15 protein-coding genes are annotated in these 18755 nt (G+C 70.1%); 12 read left to right on the top strand and 3 right to left on the bottom strand.

Annotated elements, in window-relative coordinates; translation table 11 throughout:
* The first annotated feature begins 37 nt into the window (after positions 1–37).
* Genes OK345_RS04640 through OK345_RS04630 form a run of 3 tightly spaced genes read left to right on the top strand, consistent with a single transcriptional unit; the run spans position 38 to position 5504 of the window.
* Complete coding sequence (locus OK345_RS04640) at positions 38–3061, top strand: hypothetical protein (protein ID WP_265126757.1); 3024 nt, start codon at positions 38–40, stop codon at positions 3059–3061.
* Positions 3058–4155, top strand: a complete 1098-nt coding sequence (locus OK345_RS04635) for a hypothetical protein (RefSeq protein WP_265126756.1) — start codon at positions 3058–3060, stop codon at positions 4153–4155. The genes OK345_RS04640 and OK345_RS04635 overlap by 4 nt, the downstream gene beginning before the upstream one ends.
* Positions 4152–5504: a type II secretion system protein gene (locus OK345_RS04630; protein ID WP_265126755.1), complete on the top strand. Its 1353-nt coding sequence runs from the start codon at positions 4152–4154 to the stop codon at positions 5502–5504. The genes OK345_RS04635 and OK345_RS04630 overlap by 4 nt, the downstream gene beginning before the upstream one ends.
* Positions 5505–5594: 90 nt before the next feature.
* Here the strand turns inward: OK345_RS04630 and OK345_RS04625 are convergent, their stop codons facing one another.
* The 3 genes from OK345_RS04625 to OK345_RS04615 all read right to left on the bottom strand — a co-directional run bounded on the left by OK345_RS04625 (position 5595) and on the right by OK345_RS04615 (position 7934).
* Complete coding sequence (locus OK345_RS04625; RefSeq protein WP_265126754.1) at positions 5595–6380, bottom strand: AfsR/SARP family transcriptional regulator; 786 nt, start codon at positions 6378–6380, stop codon at positions 5595–5597.
* A gap of 279 nt (positions 6381–6659) precedes the next feature.
* Entirely contained in the window at positions 6660–7277 is a 618-nt protein-coding gene (locus tag OK345_RS04620) for an ECF-type sigma factor (RefSeq protein ID WP_265126753.1), read from the bottom strand.
* A 456-nt stretch (positions 7278–7733) separates the two neighbouring features.
* Complete coding sequence (locus OK345_RS04615) at positions 7734–7934, bottom strand: hypothetical protein (protein WP_265126752.1); 201 nt, start codon at positions 7932–7934, stop codon at positions 7734–7736.
* Between the two features lie 13 nt (positions 7935–7947).
* Here OK345_RS04615 and ilvC point away from each other — a divergent pair, with 13 nt between their 5' ends.
* The 9 genes from ilvC to gdhA all read left to right on the top strand — a co-directional run bounded on the left by ilvC (position 7948) and on the right by gdhA (position 18386).
* Positions 7948–8922: a ketol-acid reductoisomerase gene (ilvC, locus tag OK345_RS04610; RefSeq protein WP_265126751.1), complete on the top strand. Its 975-nt coding sequence runs from the start codon at positions 7948–7950 to the stop codon at positions 8920–8922.
* A 41-nt stretch (positions 8923–8963) separates the two neighbouring features.
* Entirely contained in the window at positions 8964–10685 is a 1722-nt protein-coding gene (ilvG, locus tag OK345_RS04605) for an acetolactate synthase 2 catalytic subunit (RefSeq protein ID WP_265126750.1), read from the top strand.
* Positions 10669–10926, top strand: coding sequence for an ACT domain-containing protein (locus OK345_RS04600; RefSeq protein ID WP_265126749.1), 258 nt, complete (start codon positions 10669–10671; stop codon positions 10924–10926). Before ilvG ends, OK345_RS04600 begins: the two co-directional genes overlap by 17 nt.
* Before the next feature lie 132 nt (positions 10927–11058).
* Positions 11059–12165, top strand: a complete 1107-nt coding sequence (locus OK345_RS04595; RefSeq protein WP_265126748.1) for a threonine dehydratase — start codon at positions 11059–11061, stop codon at positions 12163–12165.
* On the top strand, positions 12162–13724 hold the full coding sequence (locus OK345_RS04590) for a 2-isopropylmalate synthase (RefSeq protein ID WP_265126747.1): 1563 nt from the start codon (positions 12162–12164) through the stop codon (positions 13722–13724). The genes OK345_RS04595 and OK345_RS04590 overlap by 4 nt, the downstream gene beginning before the upstream one ends.
* 29 nt (positions 13725–13753) lie before the next feature.
* Positions 13754–15175, top strand: a complete 1422-nt coding sequence (gene leuC / locus OK345_RS04585) for a 3-isopropylmalate dehydratase large subunit (protein ID WP_265126746.1) — start codon at positions 13754–13756, stop codon at positions 15173–15175.
* Positions 15175–15753: a 3-isopropylmalate dehydratase small subunit gene (gene leuD / locus OK345_RS04580; protein WP_265126745.1), complete on the top strand. Its 579-nt coding sequence runs from the start codon at positions 15175–15177 to the stop codon at positions 15751–15753. The genes leuC and leuD overlap by 1 nt, the downstream gene beginning before the upstream one ends.
* A 125-nt stretch (positions 15754–15878) precedes the next feature.
* Positions 15879–16940, top strand: a complete 1062-nt coding sequence (leuB, locus tag OK345_RS04575; RefSeq protein ID WP_265126744.1) for a 3-isopropylmalate dehydrogenase — start codon at positions 15879–15881, stop codon at positions 16938–16940.
* Positions 16941–17042: 102 nt separating this feature from the next.
* A complete protein-coding gene (gene gdhA, locus OK345_RS04570; protein WP_265154913.1) occupies positions 17043–18386 on the top strand; it encodes an NADP-specific glutamate dehydrogenase in 1344 nt (447 codons plus the stop codon).
* Positions 18387–18755 lie beyond the last annotated feature (369 nt).

The raw sequence follows: 18755 nt of genomic DNA, 5'->3' as shown, positions 1-18755 counted from the left end.
GCCGCACCGCGAGACCCGCCGCTTCAGGACATCCGTCATGAACCCGCCATCCCCGACCGCGCATCCGCTCCCCTCCCGCCGCCTGCCCGGCGCGCAATCCGGCATCGGCCTGGTGCAGGTCATGCTGATCCTGCTGCTGGTCGGCGCGGCGCTGGCCGCCGGCGCCGTGCTCCTGCAGTCCAAACGGGCGCCGGCCCAGGCCGTCGCCCAGGAACGCACCCTGCGCTGGGCGGACGAGGCGATCGCCGCCTTCGCTTCGGCCAACGCACGCCTGCCCTGTCCTTCGCAGACCCTGCACGGGGTGGAGGACTGCAGCCCCGGGCACGTCAAGGGCTGGCTGCCGCTGCGCACCCTGCTCGGCGCCTCCGGCAACGGCATGCCGGTCGGTCCGGTGGCCTACATGGTCTACCGCGGCGACGAGACCGCCGACCTGGTCCTGGCCGACCCCGACGATGCCGCCCACCTGGACCTCACCGCCCCCGGCAACGCCTACCAGCCGCCGCTGATCGACGGCAGCGCGCGCGAGATCGTGACCAGGAACGACGAGGGCGAGGAAACCAGCCGCCGTCCGTTCGCCGCCATCAACGGCCTGGACCTGTGCCGCTCGCTGGAACTGGCCGAAGCCGGCGGCACCGATCGGAAACTGGCCCGGGTCGATGCCCAGGGCGGCGTGCCGCGCAACGTCGCCTATGGCATCGCCGCCGCCGGCCCGCAGGCCGGGTCCTCGCGCATGGACGACGGCAATACCGGCGTTGCCGCCAGCCTGGAAGCGCCCTGGCGCGAATGGGATTCCGGCTACGACGACCGCGTACGGGTACGTACCTTCGACGGTGTCGGCCAGATGCTGGGCTGTCGCCTGCTGGCCGACCTGGCCGGCCCGACGGCCGCGGCGCAATCCATCACCGCCCCCTTCTCCACCAATGCCCTGGCGGCGGCCACCGCCGGCGCCGGGCCGTACAACGTCTCGCTGGCCGGCATGGACGTGCTGGCCGCGGCCGTCACCCTGCACGACAGCCTCGCGCTGCTGCAGGCCACCAACGTGGATGCCACCGAAGCGGCGGTGCGCAGCGCCACCGCCGCGCAGATCTCGCTGATTTTCAAACTGGTGACCACCGCTGCCAGCCTGTCCGACCAGATCACCACGCTGGTGACTTCGGCGGTGAGCCTGACCCGCGCCATCGCCACCTGCATCGCGTCGCTGGGCGCCACCTGCTGGGAAGTGCCGTTGAAGGCCGCCGCGGTGGTGACCTCGATCGTGGCGCTCGGCGAAAAAGGCGTGACCCTGGCACAGAAGGCCGCCGCCCTGCCCTTCGTCGCCCAGGCGCTGGATGCATCGATCAAGGCGCGCGATCTCGCGCGCAAGGCCGCCGTTCCACCGGCCATGGACCTGGACCAGGCACGCAAGCAGATGGAATGCACCCTCTACGCCCGCAACTGCGAGGACGAGGAAGACCGCCAGGTGGTCTACAAGAAGGACAAGAACGGCAATCCGATACCGAAGCTGGGCGAGGACGGCAAACCGCTCCACGACAGCAATGGCAATCCGCTCTACGAAGTGGAGTCCGAGACCGTCGTGCCGCGCAAGGGGCTGGAGGAGCAGACCCGGATCGCCAGGCAGGAATGGGACACCCTGCAGCAGCAGGTCGACCTGCTGGAGCAGGAACGGCTGGCACCATGGGGCCTGGGCGTCGCCGGCGACGGCAACACGCTGCTGGAGAACGGTCGCATCCGCGAGCGCATCGACGCCCGGCAGACCTGCAACGGCAGCGACTGGCAGAACTGCCCCAGCCGTTACCGGAAAGCGATCCAGGAATGGGAATGCCTCCACCTCGGCGACAACCGGGGCGAGTACGACAAGCGCGGCGACGACTGCGTGCATGTCGGCACCGAGACGGTGAAGATCGACGATGTCGACGTGACCCGGCCCGCCGGCGCCTACGACCGCAGGCCGAAAATCCGCTACGAGTTCGACTGGGACGTGGCCGTCGCCGACGCCATCGCCCGCCGCAAGAAAGCCGAGGAGTGGACCGACCTGAACCTGCGCGAGGAGGAACTCAAGCGCGAGATCAAGCAGTTCCAGGAGAACTTCGACACCTGGTTCCAGGGCGACGGCTCGATCCTCGCCGGCATGAAGAAGCAGCGCGACGACGCCCAGCACTGCGGCGCCAGCCCGCGTACCGAGATGACCGAGCAGAAATGCACCAATGCCTCGCAGGCGGTGATCTACATCGAGCAGTGCATGACCCCGGAAATCGGCGAGGACGGCAAGCCGGTCTACGTCGTGGAGAACGGCAGGACCGTGCCCAGGCTGGTCCGCGACACGAATCCGCTCGCCACCTGCAAGCCCAACATGCAGAGCCGGATCGACGAGCTCAAGCGCGAGCAGACCGGGTTGGCGCAAAGGCGCAGCGATGCCGCCAGCGCATACGGCAACCTGCCCTCGCCGTATGTGGCCTATCCGCCCGATTGGTTCGAATACGCCATCGAAGCCATCGAGGACAAGGACGGCAACCCCCTCCGCTACGAATGGAAGCGGTCGCAGATCATCGAGACCTACCAGGTCAAGGTGATCGACGAGGAAACCGACCCGCCGACCGAGAAGTGGGAGGACCGCACCCGCAGCCTGCCCTGGTACGCCCGCGAACCCTATGGCGGCAGCGGATCGGCACCGCTGCTGGTCACCGGCGACCTGCAGCTGCTGGACAAGGAAGTGTGCGCATTCTTCGTCGGCCGGCAGTGGAACGGGACGGCCTGGTGGTGGCCTGGCAGCATCCAGTGGGGCGAGACCTACCGGATCGGTCTGTACTGCCAGCGTTATCCCTACAGCCGGGCCTTCGAGGACTGGCGCCGGGCCAAGGTCGGTGCCGACAACGCCAGGAAGAACTACGAGGACACCCTGGCCCAGTTCGAAAAACTGAAGAAGGAATACGAGCAACTGCAGGAAGCCGGCGCCCCCTCCGGCGGCAGCACCATCGCGATGGGCTTCGGCGCGGAGCCGGCGCTCGAGCGCGCCGATGCCCGCGGTTCGACCGGTCCGCAGGCACTGGAAGCGCGGCCGTGAGCGTCCGATCCTCCCGCAACCGCCAGCACGGCTGGTCGCTGGTGGAGCTGGCGGTGAGCCTGGCCATCGCCGCCCTGCTCACCGTGCTGCTGTTCACCCTGCTGCCCCTGGGCAACCAGATACTCGACGCCGAACGGCAGCAGCAGGAACTGGCGCAGGCCGAACAGGCCCTGCTCGGCTACATGCGCAGCCAGGGACGCCTGCCGGCGGCCGACAGCGACGGCGATGGCCGCGCCGATGCCGGCAGCACCGGCCCGTGGCTGCCGGTGACCGACCTGGGCCTGCCCTCGCGCATGCGCATCCGCTACCAGGCCGAGCCAAGCCTGATCGCATCGCCCGGCGATCTGTTCAGCCCGGTGCTGCCCCCCGCCGACCAGCCCGGCCCGGCCGTCAACACGCTGGATTTCTGCATGCGCCTGCTGCTCAACCAGCGCGGCAACGTGGCCATGGCCGGGCTGGGCATGCCCGTGGCCTATTACCTGGGCCATTCCGGCCTGGCCGGCCACGGCCTGGCCGACGCCCAGGAGCAGTGGAACGAATCGGCACAACAGCTGCCCGGGGCTGGCGACACCAACGCGCTCGCCACGCTGGCCGCCGGTCCCGGCGAACTGGCCACGCGGCTGTCCTGCCCCGACCGGCTCGGCCGTGCCCAGGGCAGCGCACAGGGCGCCTATGCCGCCCACAGCGCCCTGCTCATGACCGAATTCAACCGCGACTTCCGCGAGTTCGACATCAACATCGCCCTGACCGTGCAGAGCCAGGCCAAGGTCGCCCGCGACCTTGCGATCTACGCCCTGGCCGAGGCCATCACCAACGAGGCCATCGCCATCACCATGATGGCCTCCGGCTGGCCGCCGGACGGCGTGACCATCACCGCCGGCGCCAAGCAGCTGGCCACCTCGATCAAGTCGATCTACGACGCCGGCAAGGAACTGAAGTCGGCTGAGGACTCGCTGACCGAAGCCACCCGGGGCGTGGCTGACGCGCGCCGCAACCACGACCTCGTCACCGCCTTCCGCGACAAGGTCAAGGCGCTTTACGCGAACGCCCGCGACACCACCCTCCAGCTGGACAGTGCAGGAGTGAACCAATGACGCCGTCCCCCTCCCGCGCCAGCGCCCGGCCGCGGCAGCGTGGCTTCTCGCTGGTCGAACTGACCGTCGCGCTGGTCATCCTGGGCATCATCGGCATCCTGTTGGCACGCTGGCTGGGCACCGCATCCCACGAGCGCAGCCAGGTGGCCCAGCGCGACCTGCTGCAGCGCGCCGACGACGCGCTGATGGGCTTCACCGCGATCCAGTCGCGCCTGCCCTGCCCGGACACCAACCACGACGGCCGCGAGGACTGTGCCGGCGGCGCCGTGGGCACCCTGCCCTACATCACGCTGGGGTTGCCGGACGCGCGCGCCGCACGCATACGCTACGGTGTCCTGCGCCGCCGCGGCGAGAGCGTCACCCTGGCCGGATGGGATCCGACGGGCAACCGGGTGGTGGATACCAGCACGCCCGTGGACGCCGATCTGGCCTCCCTGCAGGACCAGGCCCTGTCGCTGCAGGTCAGCATCAACTCGCCGCAGTTCTCCCCGGCGCATGTCGTGCGCGGTTGGGACAACTGCGACCACCTGCCCGAAGGCGCGCCCGATTGCACCCAGGCACCGCAGCTGCACCTGAACAGCGTGGATTTCTGCGATGCCGTCCGCAACGCGGCGCTGCTGCCGCCCAGCACGCAGTACGTGCATACCCGGCGCGAACTGGCCCCCGGGGAAATCGCCGGCAACGTCGCCTATGCGCTGGCGATCACCGACCCGCTCGCGCCCTCGCACGACGCCGCGTCCCTCGCCTTCCAGTCGCCGCGTCGCCCCGGCGGCGGCACGGAGGACTATCGGGACAAGGTGCTGGCCGTCGGCATCGACCAGTTGTGGACACGGCTGCGCTGCGGCGACCACTACGGCCCGGCCCTCCATGCGCACGCCAACATCGCCGTGGCCGCGCGCCTGACCACCCCGGCCATGCACAACCACAAGACGCAGCTGGACATCATGGTCGAGCTGGGCCGGGCCGAGAGCATGAACGCCACGGTGGCGATCATCGATGCCACCGCCGAGCTCATCAACACCACCGCCCAGACCCTGGACACCATCGCCGAGATCTTCGAGACCTATGGCGGCTGGAACTGGCGCGCGGCCATCGCCAGCGGCAGCATCGGCACCGCGGTGGGCAGCGTCATCGCCGCCGGCGTCGCCAAGGGCGCGGCCGACAGCCACCTGGCCTCGGCCGAGCAGTACCGCGACCAGTTCGCCGCACGATTCCCGGTGGAGGCGCAGAAGCTGGAGGACGAGATCGTTGCCGATGCGCGCCGCGCCGACATGCTGGGCGGGTTCCCCGACCCGGACACGCGCGCGGTCGCGAAGGACTTCCACTACCCTGCCGCGACGGCTCCCTGAGATGCCCGCTTGCGGCCGCACCGCATCGGCATGCCGGGCCGGCGGCGCGCGGTCCGCGGACGGGCGCGGCCTGGCCGGCCTGCGAACCGGCTAGGCCCGCAGCAGTCCCCGCATCGGCGGCGATGCGGCCGGCCACCGTCCGTACACCGGTGCCGCGGCGACCACTTGCGCATGCCGCCTGATTTCCAGGGCCATTGCCCGGGTCGCCAGTTGCGGCTCCACCCCCAGTTCGCCCTTGAGGCTGCCTTCCAGCGCGTGGTAGCAGTCCAGCGCCATGCCCGGTTCGCCCAGTTCCAGATACAGGCGCATCAATCCGCGCTGCTGCGCTTCGTTCCAGGGATCCAGCGCCACCAGGCGGCGCGCCAGCCGGATCGCGGTATCCCAGTCGCCCGCCGCGGCCGCCTCGTCCTTCCCGCGCTCCAGCACCGCCAACAGCCGCTGCGCACTCCAGGTCCGCATGCCGGTCAGCCATTCGCAGAATTCGTCGCAGTGCTCCAGCGACAGGTCTTCCAGCAGTTCCCCGGCATCGGCCAGCCACGTCCACGCGCCTCCGGGGTCGGCACCCGCGTTGCCGACGTCGAGCAGGTCGATGTCGAACACGCCCTGCGAGGCCGCCGGACACAGGCGGACGGATTCGCGGTCGATCAGCAGCACGCCATCGCCGACTGCGCCCTTCATCGCCCGCTTGAGGTCGGACAGCACCTGCCGCAGGTTGGTCAGCGCCGCGGTGTTTCCCAGCTCCGGCCACAGCATCTCCGCCAGCCGCACGCGCGAATGCCGCCGCCGCTCCACCGCCAGGTAGGCCAGAAGCGCCCACCCCTTGCGGTACAGCAGCTTCCGCGGCCGTTCGCCGCTTCCCAGGCGGCGGGTTCCCATCAGGCATATCCGCGGCGGCCTGGCGCCCGGCCAGGCGCTCACCGCCGGCCCCGCAACGACAGATGACGACTGCAGCGGGACCGACCACGTCCCCAGCCTCGACAGATGACCAGACGATTCATGCATTCCCCCAGGATCGGATCGACGGACCTCCGGCAATGCGGCATCCAAGGGGTAAACCGTAGAAAGCGGCGGATTCCTATCATCCGCCGGCGCGGATTCCTCCGCCGGGAAGGAAATCCGGGTTGCATCGGGCGGAACGCGGCGGCGCTGCCGCGATCACTCCGCCTCCGTGCCCGACTCCAGCTCGCGTCTCAACCATGCCTTGGCGATACGCAGGTCGCGATCCACGGTCGGCACCGATACTTCCAGCACGGTGGCGATCTCGTCGCGGGTCATGCCGCCGAAATAGGACAGCTCGACGCTACGCGCGGCGCGCGGGTCGCAGGCGGCAAAGCGCTCCAGCGCACGATGCAGCGACAGCACCCGGTACTCCTGTGTCTGGCTGCCTCCCGCATCGCACTCCACATGCGACAGCGTCAGCGCCACGCTGCCGCCGCCACGCTTGTCGGCCACGCTGGCGCGTGCGTAGTCGACCAGCACCGCCCGCATCTTCAATGCCGCCAGGGCGAAGAAATGCACGCGATCGCGATAACCGGCGCCGCTGCCCAGCATCCGCGACAGCGCTTCGTTGACCAGTACCGTCGGCTGCAGCAGCACATCGCCCTGCCGCGCCGCCATCCGCGCGGCGGCCATCTCGCGCAGCATCTCGTAGATCGCGGCCGGCAATCGCGGGTCGCCGCCCTCGGCAACCGGCCACGGCCACGATGCCCCGTCGACCGGATCCAGGCCGGCCCGGGCCGGCCCGGTGTCAGGGTTGTCGTGATCCTGTTCCATGTCGCTCGCACGCAAAGGGCCGGCGTCATGCCGGTATCGGACAGGTAGAGAGGAATCCCCGCACGGATTATGGCACGTGCCCCGCGACCGCTCCGATGCCCCGGAGATGCCCCGGATGCGGCCGCAGGAAAGCACGATTTCCGCGCAACCGGCGGCATCCCACCGTCGTCGCGTGCGCGCAGCGCATCGATTTCAAGCGCAACCATCCTGCTGCGATGCGGGTTTCCGCCGCCGCGCCGACGCCGCTGGAGATTTTTCGCGCATGCGGGTTGACAGCGGCAAAAGCGCCATGGTTATCTCGTCCGCATGTTGCAGCGCCACACACATTCCAGCGATCTCCCGCACGCGCCCATCGGCGGCGCGGCATCGGGCCGTTCGCTTCTCGTACTCGTCCTTATTACCGAACCCACAGGTGCGGGACGAGCTGGCGCGTAAGTAGAAAACAGCCAGATTCGATCAGAACCCCGCACCGGCCCCGGTGCGGGGTTTTTCGTTTCCAGCTTCGATTTCATCTGAAACCATGAATCCTCCACACGCCACCACGCAGAAATCCTCCCGATGCGAAGCCTGCCGCTCCGCATCCGCCCGCATGGTGCCCTCCCGCCCCCGCACGGCCGCCGCGTCCTGACGCGACGGCCGTTTTTCTTTCCACTGCAAGGAACTCCGCATCATGAGCACCAATGACCTGCCCCAGATCAAGATCGCCGTCGTCGGCTACGGCAGCCAGGGCCGCGCGCATGCGCTGAACCTGCGCGAATCCGGTTTCGACGTCGTCATCGGCCTGCGCGCCGGCGGCCCCACCGAGGTCAAGGCCAAGGCCGACGGCTTCACCGTCGTCTCGCCGGCCGAGGCGGTGAAGGACGCCGACCTGGTGGCGGTGCTCACCCCGGACATGGTGCAGAAGAAGCTGTACGAGGACGTGCTGGCGCCGAACATGAAGCCCGGCGCCTGCCTGTTGTTCGCGCACGGCCTGAACGTGCATTACGGCATGATCGCCCCGCGCGACGACCTGGACGTGGTGCTGGTGGCGCCGAAGGGCCCGGGCGCGCTGGTGCGCCGCGAGTACGAGATCGGCCGCGGCGTGCCGTGCATCTGGGCGGTGTACCAGGACCGCAGCGGCAAGGCCGAGCAGCTGGCGCTGGCCTACGCCGCCGGCCTGGGCGGCGCCCGCGCCAACCTGATCCAGACCACCTTCAAGGAAGAGACCGAGACCGACCTGTTCGGCGAGCAGGCGGTGCTGTGCGGCGGCGCCTCGGCGCTGGTGCAGGCCGGTTTCGAGACGCTGGTGGAAGCCGGCTACCAGCCGGAGATCGCCTACTACGAGGTGCTGCACGAGCTGAAGCTGATCGTCGACCTGTTCTACGAGGGCGGCATCACCCGCATGCTGGAGTTCGTGTCCGAGACCGCGCAGTACGGCGACTACGTCAGCGGCCCGCGGGTGATCGACGCCGGCACCAAGGCGCGCATGAAGGAAGTGCTGACCGACATCCAGGACGGCACCTTCACCAGGAACTGGGTGGCCGAGTACGAAGCCGGACTGCCGAACTACAACCGCTTCAAGCAGGCCGACCTGGAGCATCCGATCGAGAAAGTGGGCAAGGAACTGCGCGCCAAGATGGTCTGGCTGCAGAGCCAGAACGCGTAACCGCGGCTCCCCCCACCCGCCATGGCAAAAGGTCGCATCGCATGAACACCTCCGCACACAGCGCGCCCCGCAACGGCGCACGCTGGTTGACGCAGGCCCTGGAGGCCGAAGGCGTGGAAACGCTGTTCGGCTATCCGGGCGGCACCATCATGCCGTTCTACGACGCATTGGTGGATTCCACCCTCAAGCACATCCTGGTGCGCCACGAGCAGGGCGCGGCGCTGGCCGCCAACGGCTACGCCCGTGCCAGCGGCAAGGTCGGCGTATGCGTGGCCACCTCCGGCCCCGGCGCCTCCAACCTGGTGACCGGCATCGCCGACGCGATGCTGGACTCGGTGCCGATGGTCTGCCTGACCGGCCAGGTGGGCACGCCGCTGCTGGGCACCGACGCGTTCCAGGAACTGGACGTGTTCGGCATGACCATGCCGATCGTCAAGCACAGCTACCTGGTACGCAGCGTCGAGCAGCTGCCGGAAGTGGTGCGCGAGGCGTTCCGCATCGCCCGCGAAGGCCGCCCCGGCCCGGTGCTGATCGACCTGCCCAAGGACGTGCAGGTGGCCGACGCCTCGCACCTGCCGGCGCACGTGCCGGCGGCGGTCGATCCGGTGCCGGCGCCGGACGCGCGCAGGCTGGCCGAGGCGATCGAGGCCATCGCCGCGGCGGAGAAGCCGGTGGTCTACGGCGGCGGCGGCATCGCCCTGGGCGAAGCGGTGGAGGAGTTCCGCCAGTTCGTCGAGGCCAGCGGGATTCCCACCGTGCTGACCCTGCGCGGCCTGGGCGCGCTGCCGGCCGGGCATCCGCAGCTGCTGGGCATGCTGGGCATGCACGGCACCCGCGCGGCCAACATGGCGGTGCAGGAATCGGACCTGCTGGTGGTGGTCGGCGCGCGCTTCGACGACCGCGCCACCGGCAAGCTGGCCGAGTTCGCGCCGTTCGCGCGCATCGTCCACCTGGATGCCGACGCCTACGAGATCTCCAAGCTGCGCACGGCCGACATCGCCATTCCCGGCAACGTGCGCGACGGCCTGCGCGCGCTGCGCAACGCCGCCAGCCACTGCGATGCCTGGCGCAAGCGCTGCGCCGGCAACCGCGAGCGCTTCGGCGCGCGCTACGACGCCCCCGGCAGCGACATCTACGCCCCGGCCCTGCTCAAGCGGCTGAGCGAGGTGGCGCCGGCCGACAGCATCATCGCCTGCGACGTCGGCCAGCATCAGATGTGGGTGGCCCAGCACTGCCGCTTCAACCACCCGCGCAACCACCTGACCAGCGGCGCGCTGGGCACCATGGGCTTCGGCCTGCCGGCGGCGATGGGCGCGCAGTTCGCCTGCCCCGAGCGCACCGTGGTGCTGGTCTCCGGCGACGGCAGCTTCATGATGAACGTGCAGGAGCTGGCCACCATCGCCCGCTGCCGGCTGCCGGTGAAGATCGTGCTGCTGGACAACAGCTCGCTGGGCATGGTCCGGCAGTGGCAGGAGCTGTTCTTCGCCGAGCGCTACAGCGAGATCGACCTGTCCGACAATCCCGACTTCGCCGCGCTGGCGCAGGTGTTCGGCATTCCCGCGCACCGCATCACCGCGCGCAGCGAGGTCGAGGACGGGCTGGCGCGGATGCTGGCGGCGCCCGGGCCGGCGCTGCTGCACGTGGCCATCGACGCGCGCGCCAACGTCTGGCCGCTGGTGCCGCCCAACAACGCCAACAGCACCATGCTGGACAGCAACCCGGCCCATCGCCAGCAGGAGACTCCCAATGCAATACCGGCTTGACCTGGTGCTGAAGCCCGTCGAGGGCGCGCTGCTGCGCGTGATCGGCATGGCCGAACGCCGCGGCTTCGCGCCCTGCGCCATCTCCGGCGCGCCCGATGCCGGCGACGCCGGCCGCTGGCACCTGCAGCTGCTGGTTTCCGGCGGGCGACCGCCGGAAACGCTGTGCCGCCAGCTGGAGAAGGTGCACGACTGCGAGTCGGTACGCATCACCGCGGTCGAAGCCGCCGGAGCGGCGCCATGAATCCGCTCGTCCGCACCGCCACCGCCCGCGCCCGCAGGGCGCCGGCCCGGAGGCGTCTTCTTCGAGGCGATGGGGGCTGCCACTGCCTGTCGCCTGCGGCCGTCGCCGCCGCCTGCGCATGGCCACGCCGCGATGCCTGAATCCGGCCGCGCCACCGCCCAGGATCCGGACGTAGCCGTACCCGGCGTCGACGTCGCCGACGTGCTGGCCGCGCAGGCGCGGCTGCGGCGCTTCCTGACCCCGACCCCGCTGCACTATGCCGAGCGCTTCGGCGTGTGGCTGAAGCTGGAGAACCTGCAGCGCACCGGTTCCTACAAGGTGCGCGGCGCGCTCAACGCGCTGCTGGCCGCGCTGGAGCGCGGCGACGAACGCCCGGTGATCTGCGCCTCGGCCGGCAACCACGCCCAGGGCGTGGCCTGGTCGGCCTACCGGCTCGGCGTGCAGGCCATCACCGTGATGCCGCACGGCGCGCCGGCCACCAAGATCGCCGGCGTCGCCCACTGGGGCGCCACCGTGCGCCAGCACGGCAACAGCTACGACGAGGCCTACGCCTTCGCCCGCGAGCTGGCCGAGCACAACGGCTACCGCTTCCTGTCCGCGTTCGACGACCCGGACGTGATCGCCGGCCAGGGCACGGTCGGCATCGAGATCGCCGCGCACGCGCCGGACGTGGTGATCGTGCCGATCGGCGGCGGTGGCCTGGCCGCGGGCGTGGCGCTGGCGCTGAAGTCGCAGGGCGTGCGCGTGGTCGGCTCCCAGGTCGAGGGCGTCGATTCGATGGCCCGCGCCATCCGCGGCGACCTGCGCGAGATCGCGCCGGTGCCGACCCTGGCCGACGGCGTCAAGGTCAAGATCCCCGGCTTCATCACCCGCCGCCTGTGCACCAGCCTGCTCGACGAGGTGGTGATCGTGCGCGAGGCCGAACTGCGCGAGACCCTGGTGCGGCTGGCGCTGGAGGAACACGTGATCGCCGAGGGCGCCGGCGCGCTGGCGCTGGCGGCCGGCCGCCGCGTCGCCGGCAAGCGCAAGTGCGCGGTGGTGTCCGGCGGCAACATCGACGCCTCGGTGCTGGCCACGCTGCTGTCCGAGGTGCGGCCGCGGCCGCCGCGCAAGCCGCGTCGGCGCGGCAGCGAACGACTTCGCAACCGTCCCGCCCGCTCCGCCTCTGTCCCCGCTTCCGCTTCCCCTGCAAGCCCCCTGCCCGTCACCGCTACCGCTGTCGAGGAGACCCTCTGGTGAATACTCCAACTGCCATTACCCCGCGAATTACCATCTTCGACACCACCCTGCGCGACGGCGAGCAATCCCCCGGCTGCAGCATGACCCCGCCGCAGAAGCTGGTGATGGCCCGCGCCCTGGCCGAGCTGGGCGTGGACGTGATCGAGACCGGCTTCCCGGCCAGTTCGCAGTCCGACCGCGAGGCCATGGCGCTGATCGCGCGCGAACTGCGGCAACCGGTGCTGGCGGTGCTGTCGCGCTGCCTGCCCACCGATATCGAAATCTCGGCGCGCGCGCTGGAAGCGGCCGCCCGGCCGCGCCTGCACGTGTTCCTGTCCACCAGCCCGCTGCACCGCGAGCACAAGCTGCGCATGAGCAAGGAACAGGTGCTGGAGTCGGTACGCAAGCACGTGGCGCTGGCCCGCAGCTACATCGACGACGTGGAGTTCTCCGCCGAGGACGCGACCCGCACCGAGGTCGACTACCTGATCGAGGTGGCGCGCACCGCGATCGCCGCCGGCGCCACCACCATCAACCTGCCCGATACCGTCGGCTTCACCACCCCGCAGGAGATCGGCGACCTGTTCCGGCGCGTGATCGCCGGCGTGTCCGATGTCTCCGGCGCCGACAAGGTGGTCTTCAGCGCGCACTGCCACAACGACCTGGGGCTGGCGGTGGCCAACTCGCTGGCCGCGGCCGAGGCCGGCGCCCGCCAGATCGAGTGCACCATCAACGGCATCGGCGAGCGCGCCGGCAACTGCGCGCTGGAGGAGATCACGATGGCGCTGAAGGTGCGCAACGCCTTCTACGAGTTCGACAGCGGCATCAACACCCCGCGCATCGTCCCCACCTCGCAGCTGCTGCAGCGGCTGGTGGGCATGCCGGTACAACGCAACAAGGCGGTGGTCGGCGCCAACGCCTTCGCCCACGAGTCGGGCATCCACCAGCACGGCATGCTGCGCCACCGCGGCACCTACGAGATCATGCGGCCGGAGGACGTGGGCTGGGAGTCCTCGCAGATGGTGCTGGGCCGCCACAGCGGCCGCGCCGCGGTGGAGCAGCGGCTGCGGGCGCTGGGCTACTGGCTGGAGGAGGAGGAGCTGAAGCTGGTGTTCGAGCAGTTCAAGGCATTGTGCGAGGAGCAGCGCGTGGTCACCGACGCCGACCTGCAGTCGCTGATGCAGGACACCTCGGTCAGCGACGGCTACCGGCTGGCGTCGATGACCATCAGCGACGTCGGCAACCGCGCCAACGCGCTGGTCGAGCTGTCCGACCCGGAAGGCAACCGCGTCTGCGAGACCGCGCAGGGCGACGGCCCGGTGGACGCGCTGTTCGCCGCGCTGGCCGCCGCCACCGGCGTGCAGCTGACGCTGGACAGCTACCACGTGCACAGCGTCGGCATCGGCGCCGACGCGCGCGGCGAGGCCAACCTGAGCGTGCGCCACGGCGATGGCGAGTACGAGGGCACCGGCACCAGCCGCGACATCATCGAGGCCAGCGCGCTGGCCTGGCTGGACGTGGCCAACCGGCTGCTGCGCCAGCGCGACCGCAGCGAGAAAGAGATCTACGCCACCGCCTGAGCGCGGCAGCCACAGCGACGGAAGAAACGATGAGCAGCACCACCCCGAAAACCCTGTACGACAAGCTGTGGGACGCCCACCTGGTCGTGCCCGAAAGCGACAGCGCCCCGGCGGTGCTGTACATCGACCTGCACCTGATCCACGAGGTCACCTCGCCGCAGGCGTTCACCGAGCTGCGCGGGCGCGGCCTCAAGCCACGTCGCCCGGACCGCACCAAGGCGACCATGGACCACTCCACCCCGACCCTGCCGCCCAGCGCCGACGGCAAGCTGCCGTACGCGAGCAAGGCGTCCGAGGCGCAGGTGGAGATGCTGGCGCGCAACTGCGCCGAATACGGCATCGAGCTGTTCGACATGGCCTCGAGCAGCCGCGGCATCGTCCACGTCATCGCCCCCGAGCAGGGCTTCACCCAGCCGGGCATGACCATCGTCTGCGGCGACAGCCACACCTCCACCCACGGCGCCTTCGGCGCGCTGGCGTTCGGCATCGGCACCAGCGAGGTCGGCCACGTGCTGGCCACCCAGTGCCTGCTGCAGCGCAAGGCCAGGACCATGGCGATCACCGTCGATGGCGAACTGGCGCCGGGCGTCGGCGCCAAGGACGTGGTGCTGCACATCATCGGCGTGATCGGGGTCAACGGCGGCACCGGCCACGTCATCGAATACCGCGGCTCCACCATCGCGGCGATGGACATGGAGCAGCGCATGACCCTGTGCAACATGAGCATCGAGGCCGGTGCCCGCGCCGGCATGGTGGCGCCCGACCAGGTCACCTTCGACTGGGTGGCCAGGACCCCGCGCGGCCCCAAGGGCGCCGACTTCGACAAGGCCGTTGCGTACTGGCAGACGCTGCGCAGCGACGAGGGCGCGCGCTTCGACGTCGAGGTGCGCATCGACGCCGCCGACATCCGCCCGACCCTGACCTGGGGCACCCACCCGGGCACGGCCATTGCCGTTGACGCGCCGATCCCGGCCGCCAACGACGCCGCCGCGCAAAAGGGACTGGACTACATGCATTTCCAGGCCGGCCATGCGCTGGCCGGCACCCCGGTGGACGTGGTGTTCGTCGGCTCCTGCACCAACGGCCGCCTGAGCGACATGCGCGAGGTGGCGCAGGTGCTGCGCGGCCGCCACGTCGCCACCGGCGTGCGCATGCTGGTGGTACCCGGGTCGGAGATCGTCAAGCGCGAGGCCGAGGCCGAGGGCATCCACGAGGTCGTGCGCGCCGCCGGCGCCGAGTGGCGCGAGCCGGGCTGTTCGATGTGCATCGCCATGAACGGGGACCTGGTCGCGCCGGGGCAACTGGCGGTGAGCACCAGCAACCGCAACTTCGAGGGCCGGCAGGGGCCGGGCTCGCGCACGCTGCTGGCCTCGCCGATGACCGCGGCCTGGGCGGCGGTGAACGGCAAGGTCAGCGATCCGCGCGAACTGTTCGACAAGGAGGTGGCCTGATGGCCGGGTTCCGCACCCTGAGCTCGCGCAGCGTGGTGCTGCGCCAGACCAACATCGACACCGACCAGATCATCCCGGCACGGTTCCTGTCCACCACCGAGCGCGCCGGCCTGGGCAAGCACGCCTTCAACGACTGGCGCTGGCAGGCCGACGGCGCGCCGAACCCGGAATTCGCCTTCAACCAGCCGCACAACCAGGGCCGCGCCATCCTGCTGGCCGGGCGCAACTTCGGCTGCGGCTCCTCGCGCGAGCATGCGCCGTGGGCGCTGACCGACCTGGGCCTGCGCGCCATCGTGAGCAGCGAGATCGCCGACATTTTCCGCGGCAATTCGCTGAAGAACGGACTGCTGCCGATCGTGCTGGACGAGGCCGACGTGCAGGAACTGATGCAGCGCCCGGACGACGAGCTGACCATCGACGTGGCCGCGCGCGAACTGCGCACGCCTGATGGCCACGCGTATTCCTTCCCGCTGGACGGGTTCTCGCAAACCTGCCTGCTGGAGGGCGTGGACCAGCTGGGCTGGCTGCTCGGCCGCGCCGACGCCATCGCCCGCTACGAAAGCCAACGACACATCTGACCTCAGTTGCAGGAGCGACGCTGGGTGGCCTCGGGCCATCAGTCGCGACCGGGGCGTTCTCCGAGAAAGCCCCGGTCGCGACTGACATCGCTCCTACGAAGAACCAGGAAACACGGGAAATCCGCATGCAAGCCAACATCGTCGTATTGCCGGGCGACGGCATCGGGCCGGAAGTCGCCGCCGCCGCCGTCGAAGTCCTCAACGCCATCGCCGCCCGCTTCGGGCACGACTTCACTTTCAGCGAGCACGACATCGGCGGCATCGCCATCGACCGCCACGGCGAGCCGCTGCCTGCAGCCACGCTGGAAGCCTGCCGCAAGGCCGACGCGGTACTGCTGGGCGCGGTCGGCGGGCCGAAGTGGTCCGATCCCAACGCCCCGGTACGCCCGGAACAGGGCCTGCTCGCCATCCGCAAGGCGCTGGGCCTGTTCGCCAACCTGCGCCCGGTGCGCACCCACCCGGCGGCGCTGGGCGCCTCGCCGATCAAGCCGGAACTGCTCAAGGACGTGGACTTCGTGGTGGTGCGCGAGCTCACCGGCGGCATCTACTTCGGCGACAAGACCCGCGACGCGGAAAGCGCCAGCGACCTGTGCCGCTACACGGTGACCGAGATCGAGCGGGTGCTGCGCAGCGCCTTCGGCCTGGCCCGGCAGCGTCGCGGCAGGCTGACGTCGGTGGACAAGGCCAACGTGCTGGAGACCTCGCGGCTGTGGCGCGACATCGCCACCCGCATCGGCCGCGAGGAGTTCCCCGACGTGGAGCTGGAGCACCAGCTGGTCGATTCGATGGCCATGCACCTGATCGCCAAGCCGCGCGCCTACGACGTGATCGTCACCGAGAACATGTTCGGCGACATCCTCACCGACGAGGCCTCGATGCTGGCCGGCTCGCTGGGGCTGCTGCCATCCGCTTCCCTCGGCGAAGCCGGTGGCATCGGCATCTACGAGCCGATCCACGGCTCGGCCCCGGACATCGCCGGCCAGGGCATCGCCAACCCCTACGCCACCCTCCTCAGCGCGGCGATGCTGCTGCGGCATTCGCTGGGACTGGAAACCGAGGCCGCCAGCATCGAGGCCGCGGTGGCCGCGGCGCTGGACGATGGCGTGTTCACCGCCGACCTCGCCGGCAGGGAGCCGGCGGTCTCCACCGCCGACGCCACCCGGGCCGTGCTCGCACGCCTGCGCTGAATCCCCTCGCGACGCGGCCGACCGGCCGCGTTCTCGTTGGTGCCGCCAGCGCCGGCCGCGGGCTGGCCGTATCCTGCACGGCGGTCCGCCGAAGGAATGCCCATGAACCATCGCGCCCCCGACGACTTCCTCGCCCACGTGGCGCGACGCGACCCGCAGCAGCCCGAGTTCCTACAGGCGGTGAAGGAAGTGTTCCTCAGCCTGTGGCCGTTCCTGCGCGAGCATCCGCGCTACGCCGACCACGGCCTGCTGGAACGGCTGGTCGAGCCCGAGCGCGTGGTCCAGTTCCGCGTGGCCTGGGCCGACGACCAGGGCCGCACCCACGTCAATCGCGCCTGGCGCGTGCAGCACAACTCGGCGATCGGCCCGTTCAAGGGCGGCATGCGCTTCCATCCGTCGGTGAACCTGTCGATCCTCAAGTTCCTGGCCTTCGAGCAGACCTTCAAGAACGCGCTGACCACGCTGCCGATGGGCGGCGGCAAGGGCGGCTCTGACTTCGACCCCAAGGGCAGGAGCGACGGTGAGGTGATGCGCTTCTGCCAGGCGCTGATGCTGGAGCTGCACCGCCACCTCGGCCCGGATACCGACGTGCCGGCCGGCGACATCGGCGTGGGCGCGCGCGAGGTCGGCTACATGGCCGGGATGATGAAGAAGCTCAGCAACAACGCCGGCTGCGTGTTCACCGGCAAGGGCCTGGCCTACGGCGGCAGCCTGATGCGCCCGGAAGCCACCGGCTACGGCACGGTCTACTTCGTCGAACAGATGCTGCACCATGCGCGCCGCCAGACCCACGGCGCGCGGGTGCTGGTGTCCGGCTCCGGCAACGTCGCCCAGTACGCCGCGCTCAAGGCCACCGAGCTCGGCGCGCGGGTGCTGACCTTCTCCGATTCCGGCGGCACGCTGTATGCGCGCGACGGCTTCGACGAGCAGGGCCTGCAGGACCTGATGGCGTTGAAGAACGAGCGTCGCGGCCGCCTGGCCGAGCTGGCCGACGACCCGCGCTTCGAATTCCTTGCCGACCGCCGCCCATGGCATATCCCCGCCGACATCGCCCTGCCCTGCGCCACCCAGAACGAGCTGGACGAAACCGACGCACGCACCCTGGTGGACAACGGCGTGCTGTGCGTGGCCGAGGGCGCCAACATGCCCTCCACGCTGGAAGCGGTGGACGTGTTCCTGCAGGCCGGCACCCTGTACGCCCCGGGCAAGGCCAGCAACGCCGGTGGCGTGGCCACCTCGGGGCTGGAGATGTCGCAGAACGCCTTGCGCCTGTCCTGGCACCACGCCGACGTCGACGAGCGCCTGCACGCGATCATGAAGGACATCCACGCCAACTGCGTGCGCCACGGCAGGCGCGCCGACGGCAGCGTCAACTATGTCGACGGCGCCAACATCAGCGGCTTCGTCAAGGTCGCCGACGCGATGCTGGCGCAGGGCTTGTACTGAAGACGGGGGCGGCCGGCAGGGCCGCTGCCGTTGTTCCGCACAGGCCCACTGCCGCCCGGGAAACCATCGGGACGGATCGGCGGGTCTTCCGGATCGTCATCCCCACGCAGGCGGGACGCGCTCTTCAGCCGCCGGCCGGCTGGTCAGCCAGCGGCTTCTTGCGGGTGCGACCATGGCTCCGGAAAACAACAATGTTTCATCCGGCATTGCAGGCAAGTCCTTGGATCCCCGTCTACGCGGGGATGACGGTGGAGAGCGGCCGTGGAGGCCGGCACGCCTGCTCAGTCGTGGCCGGCGATGACTGCCATCACCAGCCATCACCGGCCATTCGGCTGTTGAAAAGCTGCTCGGCTGTCGAAAGCATCTCGC

This window comes from Xanthomonas chitinilytica (assembly GCF_026107455.2).
Taxonomy (GTDB): domain Bacteria; phylum Pseudomonadota; class Gammaproteobacteria; order Xanthomonadales; family Xanthomonadaceae; genus Stenotrophomonas; species Stenotrophomonas chitinilytica.
Note: the sequence above shows the minus strand (reverse complement) of the source record. Positions and strands in the feature narration are given on the sequence as shown.